At 67.1% G+C, this 19,175-nt stretch carries 19 protein-coding genes; 11 read left to right on the top strand and 8 right to left on the bottom strand.

Annotated features, from left to right (window positions below):
- Window positions 1-10 precede the first annotated feature (10 nt).
- Window positions 11-433, top strand: a complete 423-nt coding sequence (locus EDL96_RS03330) for an organic hydroperoxide resistance protein (RefSeq protein WP_123824404.1) — start codon at window positions 11-13, stop codon at window positions 431-433.
- 22 nt (window positions 434-455) lie between these two features.
- Here EDL96_RS03330 and EDL96_RS03325 read toward each other — a convergent pair whose 3' ends face one another.
- Window positions 456-1,313, bottom strand: coding sequence for an arylamine N-acetyltransferase family protein (locus EDL96_RS03325; RefSeq protein WP_123824403.1), 858 nt, complete (start codon window positions 1,311-1,313; stop codon window positions 456-458).
- Window positions 1,314-1,394: 81 nt separating this feature from the next.
- Between EDL96_RS03325 and EDL96_RS03320 the strand changes: the two genes are divergently transcribed.
- Window positions 1,395-2,168 (top strand): SDR family NAD(P)-dependent oxidoreductase, encoded by a 774-nt coding sequence (locus EDL96_RS03320; RefSeq protein WP_123824402.1) that lies wholly within the window; start codon window positions 1,395-1,397, stop codon window positions 2,166-2,168.
- Window positions 2,169-2,195: 27 nt separating this feature from the next.
- Here EDL96_RS03320 and EDL96_RS03315 read toward each other — a convergent pair whose 3' ends face one another.
- The 4 genes from EDL96_RS03315 to EDL96_RS03300 all read right to left on the bottom strand — a co-directional run bounded on the left by EDL96_RS03315 (window position 2,196) and on the right by EDL96_RS03300 (window position 6,540).
- The gene (locus EDL96_RS03315) at window positions 2,196-3,662 is read right to left on the bottom strand and encodes an MFS transporter (RefSeq protein ID WP_123824401.1); all 1,467 of its coding nucleotides are present in this window, start codon (window positions 3,660-3,662) and stop codon (window positions 2,196-2,198) included.
- A 123-nt stretch (window positions 3,663-3,785) separates the two neighbouring features.
- Entirely contained in the window at window positions 3,786-5,252 is a 1,467-nt protein-coding gene (locus EDL96_RS03310) for a protein adenylyltransferase SelO (protein ID WP_123824400.1), read from the bottom strand.
- Complete coding sequence (locus EDL96_RS03305) at window positions 5,249-6,022, bottom strand: tryptophan-rich sensory protein (RefSeq protein ID WP_233568649.1); 774 nt, start codon at window positions 6,020-6,022, stop codon at window positions 5,249-5,251. The genes EDL96_RS03310 and EDL96_RS03305 overlap by 4 nt, the downstream gene beginning before the upstream one ends.
- Window positions 6,023-6,048: 26 nt before the next feature.
- Entirely contained in the window at window positions 6,049-6,540 is a 492-nt protein-coding gene (locus EDL96_RS03300) for an FBP domain-containing protein (RefSeq protein WP_123824398.1), read from the bottom strand.
- A gap of 356 nt (window positions 6,541-6,896) precedes the next feature.
- On the opposite strand from EDL96_RS03300, the gene EDL96_RS03295 reads away from it, so the two are divergent.
- Window positions 6,897-9,083 (top strand): catalase, encoded by a 2,187-nt coding sequence (locus EDL96_RS03295; RefSeq protein WP_123824397.1) that lies wholly within the window; start codon window positions 6,897-6,899, stop codon window positions 9,081-9,083.
- Window positions 9,084-9,097: 14 nt separating this feature from the next.
- Here the strand turns inward: EDL96_RS03295 and EDL96_RS03290 are convergent, their stop codons facing one another.
- Complete coding sequence (locus EDL96_RS03290; protein ID WP_123824396.1) at window positions 9,098-9,559, bottom strand: Lrp/AsnC family transcriptional regulator; 462 nt, start codon at window positions 9,557-9,559, stop codon at window positions 9,098-9,100.
- Window positions 9,560-9,673: 114 nt separating this feature from the next.
- Here EDL96_RS03290 and EDL96_RS03285 point away from each other — a divergent pair, with 114 nt between their 5' ends.
- The 8 genes from EDL96_RS03285 (at window position 9,674) to EDL96_RS03250 (ending at window position 17,025) form a co-directional block, all read left to right on the top strand.
- Window positions 9,674-10,522 carry a hypothetical protein gene (locus EDL96_RS03285; protein ID WP_123824395.1) on the top strand — a complete coding sequence of 283 codons (849 nt, stop codon included), beginning with the start codon at window positions 9,674-9,676 and terminating at the stop codon, window positions 10,520-10,522.
- Window positions 10,523-10,567: 45 nt separating this feature from the next.
- Window positions 10,568-11,194 carry a hypothetical protein gene (locus EDL96_RS03280; protein WP_123824394.1) on the top strand — a complete coding sequence of 209 codons (627 nt, stop codon included), beginning with the start codon at window positions 10,568-10,570 and terminating at the stop codon, window positions 11,192-11,194.
- Window positions 11,191-11,661: a phage holin family protein gene (locus EDL96_RS03275; RefSeq protein ID WP_123824393.1), complete on the top strand. Its 471-nt coding sequence runs from the start codon at window positions 11,191-11,193 to the stop codon at window positions 11,659-11,661. The genes EDL96_RS03280 and EDL96_RS03275 overlap by 4 nt, the downstream gene beginning before the upstream one ends.
- Window positions 11,658-12,293, top strand: a complete 636-nt coding sequence (locus EDL96_RS03270) for a DUF3618 domain-containing protein (protein WP_123824392.1) — start codon at window positions 11,658-11,660, stop codon at window positions 12,291-12,293. The genes EDL96_RS03275 and EDL96_RS03270 overlap by 4 nt, the downstream gene beginning before the upstream one ends.
- A gap of 118 nt (window positions 12,294-12,411) precedes the next feature.
- Window positions 12,412-13,830: a dihydrolipoyl dehydrogenase family protein gene (locus EDL96_RS03265; RefSeq protein ID WP_123824391.1), complete on the top strand. Its 1,419-nt coding sequence runs from the start codon at window positions 12,412-12,414 to the stop codon at window positions 13,828-13,830.
- Window positions 13,831-14,020: 190 nt separating this feature from the next.
- On the top strand, window positions 14,021-14,656 hold the full coding sequence (locus tag EDL96_RS03260) for a DUF6318 family protein (RefSeq protein ID WP_123824390.1): 636 nt from the start codon (window positions 14,021-14,023) through the stop codon (window positions 14,654-14,656).
- On the top strand, window positions 14,653-15,738 hold the full coding sequence (locus tag EDL96_RS13610) for a hypothetical protein (RefSeq protein ID WP_233568648.1): 1,086 nt from the start codon (window positions 14,653-14,655) through the stop codon (window positions 15,736-15,738). Before EDL96_RS03260 ends, EDL96_RS13610 begins: the two co-directional genes overlap by 4 nt.
- 84 nt (window positions 15,739-15,822) lie before the next feature.
- A complete protein-coding gene (locus EDL96_RS03250) occupies window positions 15,823-17,025 on the top strand; it encodes an NAD(P)/FAD-dependent oxidoreductase (RefSeq protein WP_199732521.1) in 1,203 nt (400 codons plus the stop codon).
- 36 nt (window positions 17,026-17,061) lie between these two features.
- Here the strand turns inward: EDL96_RS03250 and hchA are convergent, their stop codons facing one another.
- Both hchA and EDL96_RS03240 read right to left on the bottom strand, forming a co-directional pair.
- Entirely contained in the window at window positions 17,062-17,919 is an 858-nt protein-coding gene (hchA, locus tag EDL96_RS03245; RefSeq protein ID WP_123824389.1) for a glyoxalase III HchA, read from the bottom strand.
- Window positions 17,920-18,108: 189 nt separating this feature from the next.
- Complete coding sequence (locus EDL96_RS03240; protein WP_123824388.1) at window positions 18,109-19,143, bottom strand: NAD(P)-dependent alcohol dehydrogenase; 1,035 nt, start codon at window positions 19,141-19,143, stop codon at window positions 18,109-18,111.
- Window positions 19,144-19,175 lie beyond the last annotated feature (32 nt).

Here is a 19,175-nt window from a genome sequence, read left to right as displayed (position 1 = left end):
GGAGGACACCATGGCAAGCGTGTACACCGCTGAAGCAATCGCCACCGGAGCAGGCCGTGACGGCCACACCCGCACCACCGACGGTCGGGTGGACCTTGATCTGGCCGTCCCCAAGGAGATGGGCGGCTCCGGCGAGGGCGCCAATCCCGAGGAACTGTTCGCCGCCGGCTACGCCGCGTGCTTCCACTCGGCACTGCAGCTGGTGGCCCGCAAGGAGAAGGTCGACCTGGGTGATTCCAGCGTCGGCGCCCGCGTGGGCATCGGCCCCAACGACGCCGGCGGCTTCGACCTGGAGGTCACCCTGGAAATCGTGATCCCCGAGGTGGAGCACCAGAAGGCCGTCGAACTGGCCGAGAAGGCGCACCAGGTGTGCCCCTACTCCAACGCCACCCGCGGCAACATCCCCGTGGAACTCGTGGTCACCGACGACTGAGACCCGGCGAGCAGCACAGGGATCAGTCGGACGCAGCGGCCCTCAGCTCGGACACCTTCCGGGCGAGGGCCGCCGCGTCGTCGTCCCCCAGCCGAATCCCGAGTTCCCGCACACCGTCCACGACCTCCGCCACGGAGATCTCCTGCGACGCCGTCGGCTGTCCCGGGTGCCGCTCCGTGCGGGTGCTCTGTGTGAGCGTCACGTGCCCGTGATCCAGGTGCCGCATGACCATGAGGTTCGAACGGAACTTGGACTCCGGCCACTTGGAGGTCATGTGGTGTCCCATGGTCACGTCCACGGGGTGCACGGGGAGGTCGTCGTGGACGTGCTCAAGGGCCCCGTTCCTGGTCAGCGCCCAGACCGAATCCCCGTGGTCGCCCCACCGTTCGATCCGGAACTGGCGGTCGCCCTCCCCCTGGGTTGCGCCGTCGCGCAGCTCGATCGGACGGGTGATGCTGAACCCGAAGCCCGGGTCGCACAGCCAGTCGACACCGTCGAGCGTGACGACGACGCTCATGTGCGTCCGCGGCGAATCCAGCCCTCGCACCCGCCCCAGGGCCCGGCGGAAGGTGTAGCCGTGGTGTTCGAGTGCTGCGGCGAAGAGCTGGGAGTGCTCGAAGCAGTACCCACCGCGGCCCTTGACGACCAACTGCTGCTGGACGTTGCGCGGCTCGACCCCCGGGTGCCGCCCCAGGAGGACATCCACGTTGCCGAACGGCAGAGTGCGCACGTGGGCGTCGTGGAGTTCCGTCAGCAGGTCCAGGTCCGGAGCCACCGACGACGGCACCGGGGTGCCCGCCAGCCCGATGGCTTCCAGGTACGCGGGCACGTCGAAGTCCTCCGTCTGCCAGGACGCTCCGGACAATGCTGCGGTGCTCATGGCGCGAGCCTATCGGTGGGCCCTGTTCCCTTCCGTAACACCCGGTTGAATCGCACTTCCTGAAGCGCGCACGATGAATCCATGGACAAGCTCGCGCTCATCACCGGGGCATCGGCCGGTATCGGCCTGGAAATCGCCAAGCAGCTGGCCGACCGTGGCTACGACATCGCCGGGGTCGGTTCCGGGGACCGCATCCACGACCTCCAGGCCAAACTGCCGGGCGTGAACGTGACGCCGATCCAGGCGGACCTGCGCACCGAGGAAGGCATCGAGCAGGTCTGGTCCCAGGTCGAGGCGCTGAACCGTCCCCTGGACGTGGCCGTGCTCAACGCCGGGCGCAGCCTGGGTGGCGCGTTCCTGGACACGGACCTGGAGACGGAGAAGGAGATGATCGCCCTCAACATCACCTCCCAGGTCCTGCTGGCCAAGAAGGTGGTTCGCACCATGGCCGACCAACGCGACGGACGGATTCTGATCACGACGTCGATGTCCGCTCTCACACCGACCCCGTACGAGTCGATCTACGGCCCCACCAGGGCCTTCATGTTCAGCTTCGCCGAAGGCCTGCGGGAGGAGATGAAGGAGTACGGCGTCACGGTCACCGCGCTGCTGCCCGGGGCCACGGCCACCGACTTCCACCAGACCGCGGGTATGGGCAACACCATGTTCGGCTCCAACGACTGGAAGAACGATCCGACGCTGGTGGCCCAACGCGGCGTGGAAGCCCTGTTCGCGGGGAAGGACCACGTGATCGGCGGGGACGCCAAGACCCGGCGCGCAGCGGTGGTCAACAAGTTCCTCCCGGAACGCATCAAGGCCGCCCGATTCGCCAAGGACAGCAAGCCGACGTCCTGACCCCGGCGTCTGCTTGCCGTGCGGCGGTCAGTGGGCCGCGACGGCGTCGTCGTCCTCCGTGTGCACGTGGTAGATCTCGTGGCCTGAACGCCTGAGGTTCCCGCTGAGCAACCAGTAGAGCGCCAGGGCCAGGAGGGAAACGGCCGCGAGGATGAAGAAGATCGTGGCGTAGCTGGCCGCCCGCTCACTCGAGGCGAGGGACGCGAAGCCCATGAACGATACCCTCGAGTTCGTGATGGCGGCCGTGTAGGCGATGCCGATCGGGATGGCGATGTTGATGGTCAGGTTGTAGAAGCCGATGGCCACACCCGATTTCTCCGGGGCGATCTCCCCGACCGCCGTGGACAGCAGCGGGGCGTACATGAGCGCGTACCCGGCACCGAACAGCCCGATGCCAATCACGTAGAACCCGATCCATTGATCCGTGAACACCGCCGGGACCAGGAATCCTGCGGCGATCATGGCCAGGGCGATGGTCACGGCCTGGCGCGAGTTCAGCACCTTGGCGATGGCCCCGGACAGGGTCCCGACGACGACGGCCAGGATGTACCCCGGGACGAACAGCAGCGATGTCTGGGCGACGTCCATGCCGAACAGGTCCGAGCCCAGGAACGGCAGGACGAACACGAAGCCCAGGTTCACGGAGTAGACCACGAAGACCACGAGCAGCACGAAGACGTAGGGCTTGTATTTGAAGAATTCGCTGGTCACGATCGCGTTCGCGTGTGTGCTGATGTGCCACACGAACACGGCGATGCCCACTGCCACGGGCAGGAGCCAGATCCAGTTGAACGCCTGCATGAACATGATCAGCCCGCCCGCGATCACGGCGATCAGGAACGGACCCAGGATGTCGAAGCTCGAACGGGTGGAGGCGCTCTTGGGCACGAAGGCGAGCACCCCGGGGATGGCCAGTACGGCGATCAGGGAGACCAGGAACAGGGCGGTCCAGCCGACGTAGGTCGCGATGAACCCGCCGCCGACCACACCGATCAGCAGCGACAGCTGGAAGGCTGCGGTGGAGAACCCGAGGTAGGTCTTCTGGTCCTTCTTGGGCAGGTACTTGGTCACGTAGACCACGTACAGCGTCTCCGCCGCGGCGAAACCTGCGGTCTGAATGATGCGGCCGGTCAGCACCCAGGCGAAGGATTCCTGGCCCAGGTAGCCGATGACCGATCCGATGCCCACCATGCTCAACGCTGCCAACAGGAGCTTGCGGATGCTGATGAAGTCGGCCAGGGACGAATAGACCACCGCACCGATGCCGATGATCACACCGGCCAGGGTGGCCTGGAGGCTCACGGCGTCCACGGACAACCCCAGGTCTTCGGAGATCGGCAGGTTCAGGCTCTTGAACCCGTTGTCCATGACCAGGCAGAACACGAAGAGGAACAGCAGGACGGGTACGGCACGCTTGGGCTTCGCCGCTCGATCGGTCGGCTGCCGGGCGGAACCAGCGGCTGCTGAGGGGGCCGCCTCGGTGGACTCAGACATACTGCTCTCCCCCTGTAGGTGTTCGCTTGGGTGTTCGCTCTGGGTGTTCAGCGTTCCCTCCGACTGTCTCAATCGGGGCAACGGCTGTCCACTTGCCCGTGCCCTACGGCGTGGTCGTTCGCCTCACGTTCCACAGAAGGTCACGAACGACGACGACGAACCGGGCCCCTCCAGCCCGGCGAAACGCTCATCCGGTTCGAACGGTGCCCGCACAGCGCCGAGCAGTCGGGTGAACTCCCCCAGGTCACCGTCCTCGGCCGCGCGCAGTGCACGCTCCAGGTGGTGATTGCGCGGGATGTAGACCGGGTTGGTCCGCGCCATGAGCTGCGGGTCCGCGGCACCGTCGGGGGCCCAAGCCCGTGCCAGACGTTCCCTTTCGGCGACCCAGGCGGCGGCGTCATCGCCCTGGACCACGTCCGGCAGGCGGTCTTCCGTCACGGCGCGGAAGAACAGCGTGAAGTCGAGCCCGCTCGTTTCCAGAAGATCGAAGGTCGTCTCCACGAAAGCCCGGTACTCCCGCACGGCATCATCGGGAGCCCCTGCCAGGTCAACGCCGAGCTTGGCCGCCATTCCTCGGGCCAAGGCGGCGTCGTAGGTGGGCTCGAACTCCTCGAGCACCGTGGTCGCGGCGTCGACCGCGGTGTCGGCGTCGTCGTCGATCAGATCGATCAGGGCTTCGGCGAAACGGGAGAGGTTCCACAGAGCCGCCGCGGGCTGATTGCGGAAGGCGTAGCGCCCACCGCGGTCGATCGAGCTGAACAACGCATTGCGGGTGAAGGTGTCCACGAAGGCGCAGGGGCCGTAGTCGATGGTCTCCCCGGAGATGGTCATGTTGTCCGTGTTCATGACCCCGTGGACGAAACCGACGAGCATCCACCGCGCGACCAGTTCGGCCTGCGAGCGCATCACGCTTCGCAGCAGTTCCAGGGACGGATTCTCGGCCTCCGCCGCCTCTGGCCAGTGGCGTCGGATGGCGTGGTCGGCCACCGCACGCTTGACCTCGGTGGTCCGGTGCACGGCGGCGAACTGGAACGTACCCACCCGTAGATGGCTTGACGCCACGCGCGTGAGGATGGCCGCGGGCTCCGCGTCGGGCTGCTGGCGCTGGATGCGTTCACCGGTTGCCACCACCGCCAGGCCGCGAGTGGTCGGGATGCCGAGGGCGTGCATGGCCTCGCCCACCAGGTATTCGCGCAGCATGGGGCCCAGCGGGGCCTTGCCGTCGCCACCGCGGGAGAAGGGCGTGCGGCCACTCCCCTTGAGGTGGAGGTCGCGCCGGGTACCTTGCCGATCCAGCACCTCGCCGACCAGGAGGGCGCGCCCGTCGCCGAGTTGCGGGACGAACTGCCCGAACTGGTGCCCGGCATAGGCCTGGGCATAGGTGGCCGGTTCGTCGTCGTCGGCCCATCCGGTCAGCAGCGCGAGTCCGTCGGGCGAGCGCAGGAAGTCGGGGTCCAGACCGAGGTCTCGGCTCAAGCGGTCGTTAAGCACCACCAACGACGGCGACGGCGACCGTTCGGCGGACCAACGCACGGACATCTGTGGGATGTCTTTCGCGTAGGTGTGCTCAAGGTGCGGACGTTCCGTCATGCCTGCCTCCCGGACGGGGCGCGGTGAGTGGCAGGTTTGAGGAGGATCGCGACCAGGACCGCCCCGGCTGCCGCGGCAGCGGTCCACACGAGCGCGGGCGATTCCCACTGGCCCTCCATGCGTGCGTCGGCAATCCACGCGACGCCCCAGGCTATGGCGAGTCCGGGGATGAAGCCGTTGCGGTGGGTGACCACCAGGGCGATGCCGATGGCCGCAGCAACCAGCACCACAACGGCAGCGGCCCACCGCCACCCCTCGAACCCGGCCAGCCCGGCCGCACCCAGCCATGCGGTGATGTTCGCGACCGTGGCCACGCACAACCAGCCGAGGTACAGCCCGAAGGTGCCGTCGGTGAGAACTGCCTCGACCGTGGACTCCGCCGGGTCGGCCATGAGCAGCCGGAAGGTGCGGATCAGCGCGACGAGCAGGACGAGGATCACCACGACGCTCAGGAACAGCCCGTCGAGTTGGACCACTCCCAGCCACAGGGCATTGAGCAGGGCCGCGGCCACCGCCCACGGGCGCAGTCGTCGCTGACGGTCAGAGGACCGAGCCCGCGGAGTCAATTGCCACAGGGCGTAGAGCCCCAGCCCCAGGTAGATCAGGCTCCAAATGCTGAAGGCCGACGCACCGGGGGCGACCGGTGTGGCGTCCGCGGCCAACCACCCGTCCACGGCCTCGGTGACCGGGGTTCCGCCGATCGCACCGCTGCCCAGGAAGGCACCCAGGATCGCGACGGCGACCGCCACGAGCGTCAGGATCGGGGTCATCAGTCCCACTTTGTCCGTCCGCATCATCAGTTCTGCTGCACCCTTCCGATCAGTCCCTGGACGTTGTCGAGCGTACGGGCCGCACGTTGCTCCGGTGTCAGGGTTTCGCCCATCTGCCGGATGCCGTCGGGCTTCTTCCGCCCTTGGGTGTAGTCGCTGCAGGCCAGGTCCGCACACACGTAGGCGCCCAGGGAGTTGTAGTGGTCGCGCTTGGTGTGCGGCCGCTGGATGGAGACCAGCGAGATTCCGCTGCCGGGGTGGAGGGTCATGCAGAGCTGGCACATCTGGGCGTTGCCGCTGCCCTTGCCTGCCTTCTTCTGCAGAACGATCCCGCGCAGGCCGTCCTCGGTCTCCGCGACCATGTAGCCGTTCTGCGGAGCCTTGGGGTCGATCCAGGCCAGGAAGATCCTCGATTCCCAACCGCCCAGGACATCCTTGGGGAGATTGATCCGCTGGGCCTCGCCCTTGGAACAGTTGATGAAGCTCTTGCGGATCTGGGTTTCGGTGTACGTGAGCATGGCGATTCCTCGAATGGTCAGGGGTCCGTCCGGGACGGATGGGCAGAACGAGATGGCCAATCGAGATCAACGTGGTCGAGATCCGATTGGCTGCATCAGCTCTGTCTTCTGTCGGCACTGAACAAGCCGACAACCTCCTGACGCCTTTGGCTCACATTGCGGTACGGATGCGTACGGCTTCGAGGCTACACCCGGACCGTTATTGAACCGGCGGGGCTCCTTCACGTCCGATCAGGTGCGCCACGCCACATGAGGGCGTATCGTCTATACGCAGCAGGCTGATTAATTCATCGATCCACGCCTTCTTCTTGTGCCTGTCCCCAGGCACCGGCGAGAGACCACCCCAAGGAGCGATCATGGCTGAGAACAACGGCGCCGAATCCACAGAGACCCACGGCACACCGCGCCAAGCCACCCCTTCCGGCCACGCCCTCCCGGGTGCCCCCGCCCCGAAGGCGCCGGCCCCCGAGGAACCGACTCAGCCACAGGCACCCCTGCCGCCCGCCTCCGATCAGGCCGCACCCGCCACCGTGACGGCCACGGGAAACTCCACCGGGGCGGAGCCCACGCTGCGCGCCCAGCAGTCGACCTACCTCACCACCGCCCAGGGCGGACGGCTCCCCACCACGGATCACTCCTTGCGCGCCGGTGAGCGCGGCCCGGTACTCCTTCAGGACCATCACCTCCGGGAGAAGATCACCCACTTCGACCACGAACGCATCCCCGAGCGTGTGGTCCACGCCCGCGGTGCCGCGGCCCACGGGGTGTTCCGCGCCAACGGGGCCGCCAAGTCCATCTGCCGGGCGAGCGTGTTCGACCAGGGCAAGGAGACAGAGGTCTTCGTGCGCTTCTCCACGGTCCTGGGCTCCCGCGGTTCCGCCGACACCGTCCGCGACACCCGCGGTTTCGCCGTCAAGTTCTACACGGATCAGGGCACCTGGGATCTGGTGGGCAACAACATCCCCGTGTTCTTCATCCAGGACGCCATCAAGTTCCCCGACGTCGTCCACGCCGCCAAACCCCACCCCACCCGGGAGATCCCGCAGGCCCAAAGCGCCCACGACACCTTCTGGGACTTCGTCACGCTCCACACGGAAGCCACCGCACACACGCTGTGGAACATGTCCGACCGCGGCATCCCGCGCTCCTACCGCATGATGGAGGGCTTCGGCATCCACACCTTCCGCATGAGCAACGACGACGGCACCACCAGCCTGGTCAAGTTCCATTGGAAGCCCCGGCTGGGGGTGCACTCGATGGTGTGGGAGGAGGCCCAGATCGCAGGAGGCATGGATCCGGACTTCCACCGCCGCGACCTGGCGGACGCCATCGAGTCCGGTGCCCTCCCCGAATGGGACTTGGGAGTTCAGGTGTTCCCGGACACCGAGGACCAGATGTTCGAAGGCATCGATCTGCTGGACCCCACCAAGATCGTTCCGGAAGAGCTGGCCCCCGTGAAGATCATCGGGACCATGACGTTGACCAAGAACCCGACCAACTACTTCGCGGAGACCGAGCAGGTGGCCTTCCACCCCGGTCATCTGGTCCCGGGCATCGACGTCACCGCCGACCCGCTGCTGCAGGGCCGCCTGTTCTCCTACCTGGACACCCAGATCAGTCGCCTGGGTGGCCCGAACTTCGCCCAGCTCCCCGTCAATCGGCCCCACGCCCAGGTCAATGACATGCAGCGCGACGGCATGCACCAGAGTGCTGTGCATGCGGGCGTGGCACCGTACAAGCCGAATTCCTTGGACGGTGGCTGCCCGTTCTTTGCCGGTGCGGACCAGGGCGCTTTGATCGACGTCCCCGTCGCGATCAAGGGCGAGGCCACGCGGGAGAAGCCCGCGAGCTTCGAGGACCACTTCTCCCAGGCGCGGCTGTTCTACCGCAGCCTGGCACCGGTGGAGCAGGAGCACACGGCCTCGGCATACGCGTTCGAACTGGCCAAGTGCTACGAACCGGTGATCCGGCAACGTGCCGTGGACGTACTGACCCAGGTGGACCAGGAGTTGGCCGAATCGGTGGCGGCCAAGCTGGGGCTTCCCGCCCCCGGGCCTTTGGATTTGGACCCGGTGGACGTCAGCCCCGCCCTGTCCCAGGTGGGAAGCGAATGGCCCGTGAGCGGTCGCCAGATCGCGGTGCTCACGTGCGAGGAATCCGACCCCCACGCGGTGGGCGCCCTGGTGGACCAGATCTTCGACGCCGGCTTGGTGCCCTTGGTGGTCGCCCCCACCGGCGAGCCCCTGGGCGGCGAGGACGGTGCCGTGGCCATCGCCCGCACCTACTTCACCGCCCGCTCCATCGAGTTCGACGCCGCAGTGGTCGTGGACCTGCCCGCCGAACCCGAGCCCGCCGTGGGCGTGATGTTCGGAGAACTCCAGCGGCAGGGCAAGGCGGTCGCGGTGCTCGACTCAGCGATGGAGGCTGCCGTCGCCATCGGGCTGGACCGGGAGTACGAGGGCACCTCGCGTATCGCCAGTACCGGGGAGGCGCTGCCGGCCTTGCGCTCCGCCCTGTCCCGGCACCGGGTCTGGGCGCGCTGACCGCCCCCGAGGGGTCAGGGCACGACCTCCAGCAGCTTGGCCTTGTCCACCGGGACCTCGCGGAGGATCAGGCGCGAGTTCACAGAGGCGACGTCGTACTCGGACTTGAGGACCTCGATCACCGACTCCAGCTCGGACGCCCCGGAGCAGACGATGTGGAGTTGGTAGTCGTACTCCCCTGTCAAGCGCAGGGCGCCGATGACCTGGGGCACCTTGGTGAGGGATTCGGCGAACTCGACCCGGGAGACGCCGTCGTGAAGTTTGATGTCGCTGAGGACGCCGAGCTCCATACCCAGGGCACGTTCGTCGATCACCACGGTGCTGCCCGTGATGACCCCGCTTTCACGCAGCCGTCTCATGCGGTCGGCCACGGTGTTCGGCGCCAGGCCGACCGCTTGGGACAGCTGCTGGTAGGACGCGCGTCCGTCCCGCGAGAGTTCTCCGATGATGGCTCGATCGATGCCGTCCAATGCCATGATTGAGAAATCCTCCCCGAAACTCGAAACTTGGTGAGATTCTCTCACCAACAGCTCTATTGCACTCGATGATCCGGCGTATAAATCGGGTCTTTGTTGCGTACCGTTCGGGCCATGGACCTCCTCTTCGTCAAGGTGGCACTCGCGCCGCTCATCATCCTGATCGCAACCCTGATCGCTCGCCGCCTGGGCCCGCGCGCGGGTGGCTTCTTCATCGGGCTGCCCACCACGGCTCTGCCGTTCATGCCGACGATGTACCTCATGCTGGGCCTGGAGTCCGCGGTGGTCACCGCCACCGGCGCAATCACCGGCCAGTTGACGTGCGCGCTCTTCTGCATTGCCTACCCCCGCACCGGGCCCCGCCTGGGAGCCTTGAGTTCAATGGTTGCCGCACTGGCGGTCGCCGCCGTCCTGGGGCTGGCCACCGTGGCGCTTGGGGCGCCCATGGTCGTGGCGGGGTTGGCCCTGGTGGTCATCCTGGCCGGACTGTTGACCTGGCCGGCGGTCACGGGGGAACTGACCCCGGCCCGGAATCGGCGGTGGGACCTCCCGCTGCGCATGGGAATGGCCTGCGTGACCGTGGTGACGGTGTCCTCCTTGCAGCCCTACCTGGGCACTGCACTCGCAGGCGCCGTGGCCTCCCTGCCCACGATCCTCATGGTCATGTGCCCAGCCGTCCACCACGCGGAAGGGGTGGGCAATGCCGTGGAACTGACCCGCGGAACCCTGACCTCCATTCCCGCCACAGTGGTGTACCTGGTGAGTTTCGTGCTTCTGGCTCCGCACGTCGGCATGTGGTGGGCACTGGCCGTGAGCCTGGTGGCCATCCCGATCACAACCGTGGCAGTCTCCCGCGGACCCGTGCTGCTCAGAGAAGTGGTCCGATTCCGCAGGCCCCTGACCACCAGCGGCACATCCGAGCCTGAACGCTCTCGCCCTGGACCGGTCCTGACCCAGAGATGATATGTATGCTTACTGTCGTCACTTGCGTCTCAGAAAGGACCCACCGTGAGCAACCATCCCAATGCTCGTCCCACACCCCGAGACACCGGAGCAACTCGCGTGAACGACGAGTCGAACACCAAGGATGTTGTGGCCCAGAAGAGCAAGAACGAGGCCAACCAACTCAAGAACCAGGCCGCCGGATCCGGTGAGCGCGTGGCCGAAACGGCCAAGGACAAGGCAGGCAACGTCAAGGACGAGGCCGTCAACCAGGCCCAGGATCTCTTCGGTCAACTGAAGGGCGACGTGCAGGGCTACGTGGGTCCCCAGCAGGAGCGGGCAGCGTCCACCGCCCGGTCCATCAGTGACGAAATCGGTGCCATCTCCCGCGGTGAGCAGCCCCAGTCGAATTACGTGGGTGGCGCCCTCGGCGGCCTTTCCGGGTACGCGGACTCGTTCGCGTCGGCCCTGGAGAACAAGGACCCCCAAGAACTTCTGGGTGATGTCCGCCGTTTCGCCTCCCGCCGCCCCGGCACGTTCCTGGCGTTGGCCGTCGGCATCGGTCTGCTGGCCGGACGTGCCACCCGTGGCGCCAAGGACAGCGACGAGGTTCCCACCGACGCCCAGGGTGCCAAGGAGTTCTTCGGCACCGCGGAGTCCGACACCACGGGACAGGAGGGACAGGCCCGATGAGCCACCCAGTGCCCCCGTCAGAGACCCAGGTCCGCGCGGAGCGTGAATCCCTGGGAGACATGTTCAAGTCTCTGAGCACCAACCTCACCACCTTGATCCACCAGGAAATCGCCCTGGCCAAGGCCGAGGTCACGCAGACGGCCAACAAGACCAAGGACTCCGCAAAGGTCATGGGCAAGGGTGCGGGGATGCTGGGCGGGGCCGGAGTTGCCGGCCACTTCGTCCTCCTGTTCCTGTCCCTCGCGATCATGTGGGCGCTGGGCAACGTCATGAACCTGGCGTTGGCGGCGCTGATCGTCGCCGTCCTCTGGGGCGTGATCGCCGGGGTCCTGGCCATGATCGGCAAGAAGAACCTGGACCGCGGCCAGAAGACGTTGCAGCAGGCCACCCACGACCCCATGGCGCAAACACGTCAGACCGTCACCGAAATCCCTGACACCGTGAATCCGTCGAAGGAGACCCCATGAGCCAGCAGACCCCCGAAGAGATCCGTGCCGAGATCGAAGCCACGCGGTTGCGACTGGGTGCCGACGTCGACGCCGTGACCGAGAAGGTCACGCCCGAGAACGTGGTGGCGCGCCAGAAGGGCAAGGTGCGCGGCAAGTTCCAGAACGCCCGCGAGCGCGTCATGGGCTCGGCCGACGACGCCCGCGCCTCCACGGAGGACACGTTGGGCAACCTGCGGGATTCCGCGGGCGAGAAGGCCGACCAGGCCCGCCAGGCGGTTGGCAACGCACCCGGTGCAGCCAAGGCCAAGACCCAGGGCAACCCGCTTGCCGCGGGCCTCATCGCCCTGGGTGCCGGTCTGCTCGTTGGCTCCTTGCTGCCCTCCAGTTCCAAGGAGCAGAAGCTGGTGGGCCAGGCCGCGGATCGCGTGCAACCTCACGCCCAGCAGGCGGCTCAGTCCGTCAAGGGCGCGGCTCAGGACATCGCGCAGGACATGAAGCAGCCCGCGCAGGAGGCCGCCCAGTCCGTGAAGGAAACCGCCCGATCCGGCGCACAGGACGTCAAGTCCCACGGGCAGCAAGAAGCCGGGAACCTGAAGGATTCGGCCCAGGACTCCGCCAAGTCGGTCAAGAACGAGGCACAGAACAACTGACGCCCTGACAGACCGAAACCCCGGCAGAGGTGGCCCCGTTGCTCAGGCAGCAACGGGGCCACCGTCGTCGTTCAGGGGCCAGGTGCCCGTCGTTGACAGCAGGCGTAGCGTCAAGGGCATGAGCACCCCACCCCAGGACCAGCGGATCCGCACCGACGTCGTCGTGATCGGCGCCGGCCCCGTGGGTGAGAACGTGGCGCAGTACGCCGTGGAGGGTGGGCTGTCCGCAACCCTGGTGGAGCACGAGCTGCTGGGAGGCGAGTGTTCCTACCACGCCTGCATTCCCAGCAAAGCCTTGCTCCGACCGGTCGACGTCGCGAGCACCACGCGCGACCTGCCGGGTGTCACTGGCTCCTCCGTGGACATTTCCGGCCTCCTGGCCCGGCGTGACGCCTGGGTCTCCCACTACGACGACGCCGGTCAGCGCACCTGGGCGGCGGATGCGGGCGTGGCCGTGGTGCGCGGTCACGGGCAGTTGGTCGGCGAGCGCCTGGTGCGGGTCGAGGGCGCCGATGGCCCCGTTGCGCTGGAGGCCCAGCGGGCAGTGGTCCTGGCCACGGGAAGTTCCCCCGTGATCCCGCCGGCGTTCGACGGGGTGGAACCGTGGACATCCCGCGATGCCACCGGAGTTCAGGAGATTCCGGAACGCCTGGTGATCGTCGGCGGTGGTGTCGTGGCCTGCGAGGCCGCCACGTGGATGGCCGCTCTGGGCTCGCAGGTCACCATGGTGGTCCGCGGCAACCGCCTGCTGTCCGGGTGGGAGGAGTTCGCGGGCCGGACCGTCGTCGAATCCTTGCGGGACAGCGGTGTGGATGTGCGGTTCACGACCGAAGTGGCCTGGGCATCCCGCCAGGGTCCGGCCGCCACGGGATTGGGGAGGATCCACGGCGGGCCGGTGACACTGTCCTTGAGCGACGATTCCGCGCTGGAAGCCGATGAGGTCCTGGCGGCAACGGGCCGACGCCCCGCCCTGGAGTCAGTCGGTCTGGACGCCGTGGGACTCACTCCGGCGGACGTCCTGTCCGGCGCCCTGCCCGCCTGGCTCCACGCCGTCGGAGACGCCGGCGGCACCGCTCCCCTCACTCACGTGGGGAAATACCACGCGCGGGTTCTGGGAACCCGGCTGGCCGCCGATGCCGGGGGCCGCAATGATCGCCCTGCACCGGATGTGATTCCCGTTCCGCAAGCCGTGTTCACGCAGCCGCAGGCTGCCACGGTGGGGCGCACCGAGGCGCAGGCATGTGCGGACGACGTGGACGTTGCGGTCTCCCAGGTGCCGTACAACTCCGCAGCCGGGACTGCCCTGCTCCGGGACACCGTGCGTGGGGCGGCCAAGATCGTGGTGGATCGACGGACCGGTGCATTGGTGGGCGCGACGTTCGTGGGTCCCGACGCCGCGGAACAACTGCACGCGGCCACCGTGGCCATCGCGGGCGCCGTTCCGGTTCACGTGCTCCGGCACGCCATTCCGAGTTTCCCCACGGCCTCCGAACTGTGGCTGCGACTGCTGGAGGAGCTCCCCGCGGACCTGCGGTGACGTGCGTCGGGGTTCATGATTTCGGGTGTGATGACAGTGCGTGACGGTGATTCGAGGGCGCTTTTCCACAGTTTGGCGGCGAGAGTTCCCTGAGGGGCGGCCGGTTGCTTAGGGTCAAGGCACGTTCACCCTGGTGAGACCTGACTCACATACGCCGGGGTCATGTTGATCGTGTGCAGGAGGCCCCGCTGTGTCCCGTCGTTTCGCTGTGCTGAGTGCGTCCGCCGTCCTCCTTTTCTCGGGGGTCCTGACCGCGTGCAACAACGACGACGACGGAGGCGACCCGGCCCCCACGGAAACAACCACCTCTGCCGCTGCGGCGTCATCGGCCCCTGCCAAGGACGAATACGTTCCGGCCTCCTCCGAGGGCCCGGCCAAGAATGTCCCCAAGCCCACCAAACCGGACCTGGCCGACGAAGAATCCGTGGAAGGCGCCCAGGCGTTCCTCGACTACCTCTCGGATGCGCGGGCCTATGCGCAACAGACCGGGGACACCTCGCTGGCCCGCGAGGTCACCGCGGAAGAGTGCTACTCGTGCACGGAGCATTACGACAATCTGGACTCCCATTACGAGGCAGGTGGCTGGGCATCCGAAGGGTACGAGAAATTCACCATTCTCAGCGAAGACCTTCCCGTTGACTCGTATGGCCTCTACGCCCCTGAAATCAGCATCGAGGCTGACGACATCACAATCTGGGACGACAAGGGTCAAGTGGTCCAAGAAGCCCGTGGTGAGGACGGGAGCGAAGATCGCATCCTGGTTCACCTGGACTATCGGGAAGGCCAGTGGACCTACGTCACCACTGCTCCCCTGGGATCATCGTGAAACGCTCGGGCGCAGCCGGACTAGCCACCCTAATAGCTGTCGTTGTCTGCGGCCTGCCACAGGCGTCGGCAGACGAGAAGGACGGTTTCTACTCCACCCCCTATAGCTACTCCAACAACCCAGTCACCAGCGCCCAAGCCGACGGCGGGTCCGTGGTGGTGCGGGGTTCGGACTCCCAAGGCGGGTCCCCGGGCTCTTCGGGATCTTCCGGCGGGTCGATGGAGATCGAAATCGCGGAGGAGGCAGTGGCTTCTGCGGAGTCGGCGGGCGGCGGGGAACCGTTGAGCCTTCTGGACTACGAGTCCTCGCTGGTGCAGTACACGACCACCGTGATGGATGAGGACCGGGAGAACTCCGGGGTTCGTGGCAAGTTGCCCGATGCCGGTTCCGGTCAGTACTCCGTGGTGGACACCTGCGCGGACGCGAAAGACCAGGAGGCCTGCCAGGAAGAAGAGTCCTGCACCATGGCCGACGGCGGCACCGGGCAGAACTACTACGTCGAGTTCGCCGAGGGCCCCGGCAAGTCCGACACCCAGCGGGTGTCCCGCCCGTTGTGCCTGCCCGCCGGTGAGGTCCCGGACTCAGGGTCCATGCCCATCCCGGTGTTCACCGTCGAAGACCTGCAACGCCTGGACATCGCTGCTGCGACCTCGGTGGTGGAACCCGCCCCGCACACGCTGGTCAACTACAACACCAACGTCTATGCGGAAGCTGAAGCCCAGGAGTTCACCACCACTCTGGCCGGATATCCCGTGACAGTGAGGGTCTACCCGATCGAATACACCTGGGACTACGGGGACGGAGCCACCCTGGGCCCCACGCAGTTGACCGGGTACCCGCTGGACGAGAACGAATGGGACCTCGAGACGGACACGAGCCACCGTTACACGGAGACCGGGGACGTCCAGGTCGGCTTGTCCACCACCTTCGAGGGCGAGTACTCCGTGGCCGGCGGGCCCTGGCTCGCCGTCGACGGGACCTCCACCGTGGACAGCGCCCCGGTGGATGTGAGCGTGTGGCGAGCGAAAGTCCGCAACTACGCCGATGACTGCAACGAGAACCCTGCCGGAGCCGGCTGCTGACCGGCCCCAGCGGGGTTGTCGGCGGCGTAGGGTGTCACCGGCTGTATAGCACCAGGTCAGCAAGTACTGACATAGTTGGGGGTCATGATGTCCAGAGTCGTTGTCATCGGGGGCGGGTTCGCCGGAGTGTGGACTGCGGCGGGAGTCACCCGCCTCGCCGAATCGGAGGGCACCGGAGAACCCGTACACGTCACGGTCGTCGCACCGAATGACGACATGGTGATCCGCCCACGTCTCTACGAGGACAACCCGGAGACCATGCGAGTGGCCCTGGACCGCGTGCTGGGGCCGATCGACGTCGATCGAATCGCGGCCACAGTAACGGGCATCGACACCGACGCCCACACCGTGACCGCGCTGGATCGGGAAGGGCGCCACATCGAACTGCCCTACGACCGCCTGGTCATGGCTGCCGGCAGTTCCCTTGTCCGCCCCCAGATTCCCGGGGCAGAGCACCTGTTCGACGTCGACACCATGCCGTCCGCGGCTCGTCTCCACTCCCACATCAACCGCCTGGACACGTTCCAGGGGCACCCGGGTCAGTTCACGGCCGTCGTCGTCGGTGGAGGGTTCACGGGTCTGGAAGTGGCCACGGAACTTCCGTCACGGTTGGAGCGTGTTGCGGGCGGCCAGCCCGTGCGCGTGATTCTGGTCGATCGTGCAGAGGAGCTGGCGGCACCCTTGGGCGAGGGCCCGCGCACCACCATTGCCGCAGCACTCGAGCGGCACGGCGTGGAGGTGCGCCAGGCGGCCTCCGTGGAATCGGTGACGGCCGACGGCGTCGTACTGACCGACGGCGAGGCCATTCCTGCCGCCACGGTCATCTGGACGGCGGGCATGAAGGCCAGCGCCCTCACGGAGCAGATCCCCGCCGAGAAGGACCGGCTGGGGCGCCTGTCCGTGGACCGGAACCTGAAGGTGGTGGGCGTCCCGGACGTGTACGCCACGGGTGACTGTGCAGCGGCCCAGGCCGACCCTGACCACCTTGCCATGCAGGCCTGCCAGCACGCTGTGCCGCTCGGCAAGCACGCCGGGTACAACGTGGCAGCGGATCTCCTGGGGCTCGAGCCCGTGGAGTTCGCCCCGGATCAGTACGTGACGTGCTTGGACCTCGGCCCCGGTGATGCCGTGTTCACCACGGGATGGGACCGTCAGGTGCAGATGACCGGGCAGGAGGCCAAGACCCTCAAGTCGCAGATCAACACCGAGTGGATCTATCCGCCCGTGGACGACCGCGCGGCCATCCTGGACCTCGCGGATCACCGGCGAACCTGGCCGATCGACTGACCCGTTTCCGGACGGCACGGGCCGGCGGGCAGGGCTTCAGTCCCCGAAAACCTCCAACAACGCAGCGGCGGATTCCTTGCCCAGCTGGTTGGCGGCCAAGGGGCTGTCCCCCGTCAGCAGGTTGCGGTCACGGGTGGTCGCCCCGGACATGTCCGAGTTGGTGACCTCGACACCGGCCTCCTGCAACGCCTCGCCCAAGGCCCACGGCATCTTGCCGGGCAGGTAGCCGATCTCCACGTTGGGCCCGAAGTCCAGGGCGTCCGGGAACGCCACGATCTTGTACCCGGCGAACGGGTTGGAGTCACCACCAAGACCCGCAGCCAACAGTCCCGCAGGGCCGTGGCACAGGCTGATGACCAGGCGGTCGTTGGCCAGGAAGAACTCCAAGGCCTTGCCCAGTTCCGGGCTGGCGGGAAGGCCGTTCATGGCCCCGTGACCGCCGGGGATGAAGATGGCAGCGTAGTCGTCCAGACCGCTTTCCAGCACGTCAGCCAGCTTCTTGGGCGACTTGAAGCTCTCTTGGGTGAGCTGCCAGGCGGCTTTGACGGCGTCGTCGTCGTGGGGGAAGGCCCACCACTCGAACTTGCCGGGTCCGCCGCTGACCGTGGCGACATCGATGCCGTAGCCCGCTTCCGCGATGTGGTGCAGGGGCAACAGGGTCTCCACGGGGTGGTTGCCGGTGGAGAAGAACGTGCCGTTCTGCATGAGCATGTACCGCTCGTCCGTGGCCACCACCAGCACCTTCCAGCGGCCGCCGTCGTACTTCTGGTCGGTGCCCAGGCCGTCGAAGTCCGTGCGGCTGGCGGTGTATTGGGACAGCGAATACGGCGAGGGGAAGAACGCGTTGTCCTCGGCCTGGTCGGCGGTGGGGGTGCGGTCCTGGTTCTGGTCCATCACGGATCCTTTCGACGGCTTGCTGCGGCTGCGCTGTTCAGGTCGACAGCGAGCTTTTCCTCCACGGTACGTCCGGGAACCCAGTGCGCTGCCGAATTCCTGTACCCGCGAACAGCCCCGAGCCACGGATGGCGAAGGGGCGACGGCGGAACGTGAGTTCCGCCGTCGCCCCCCTGCTTGGTCCTGCGGTTACGGCACCACGACGGCGCGGCCGCGCAGCGAGCCTTCGTGCATGCGCTCGTAGGCCTTGAAGCCCTCGTCCAGCGGGAAGGTCTCAGTCTCCACCGTGATCTTGCCGCGGCGAGCCAGGTCAACCACTTCGGCCAGTTCCTGGCGGTAACCCCAGTAGGGCGCGCGCACCACGGTTTCGTAGGGGAGGGTGAAGATGCCGACGGGCAGGGCACCGTTGCCCACGCCGACGATCACGATCTCCGACTCCGTGTGCACGCACTTGCCCGCGGTCTCCACGGTCGGCTGGATGCCCACGAAGTCCAACACCACGTCGGCCATGGCGCCGCCGGTGATCTTCCGGATCTCCTCGGGGGCGTTCTCGTCCGAGAGGGCCGTGTGATCCGCGCCCATCTCCCGGGCGAACGCGAGCTTTTCCTCGTTGACGTCCAAGGTGATGACGGAGGCACCGGTCATGACCTTGAGCAGCTGAATGGCCATGTGACCCAGGCCGCCGGCGCCGATCGTGACCACCCAAGAGGCGCCGGAAAGGCGCGGCATGACGGACTTGATCGCGTGGTAGGGGGTCAGGCCGGCATCGGTGAGCGCCACGGCGGCCACGGGGTCCAGGTCACCGATCGGGACCAGATGCCGCGGGGACTTGACGATCATGTACTCCGCCATGGAACCCGGGCTGCCGAGCCCGGGAGGGGCGATGCCGAGTTCGGCCGCGTGCGGGCAGTACTGCTCGTGGCCTTCCTGGCACTTCTTGCACGCGCCACAGCCCCACGGGCCGTAGACGGCGACGGCGTCGCCCACCTTCACGCCCGTGGCACCCTCGCCGAGTTCCTCCACGATGCCCACGCCCTCGTGGCCGAGGGTGAGCGGCAGACCGTAGATGTACTGGTCTTCGGGCAGGGACATGATGAATTCGTCCGAGTGGCAGGCACCGGCTGCGGTGACCTTGAGCAGGACCTCGCCCGGGGCGGGCGTGGGCTTGTCGATCTCCACCACCTGGGGCGGCTTGCCGATCTCCACGTACTGCAGGGCGCGCATCTCGTCTCCTTCGACGGGTCCAATGGACTGTC

Source organism: Kocuria soli (assembly GCF_003797835.1).
Lineage (GTDB): Bacteria > Actinomycetota > Actinomycetes > Actinomycetales > Micrococcaceae > Kocuria > Kocuria soli.
This window is presented reverse-complemented; position numbering and strand designations above follow the sequence as displayed.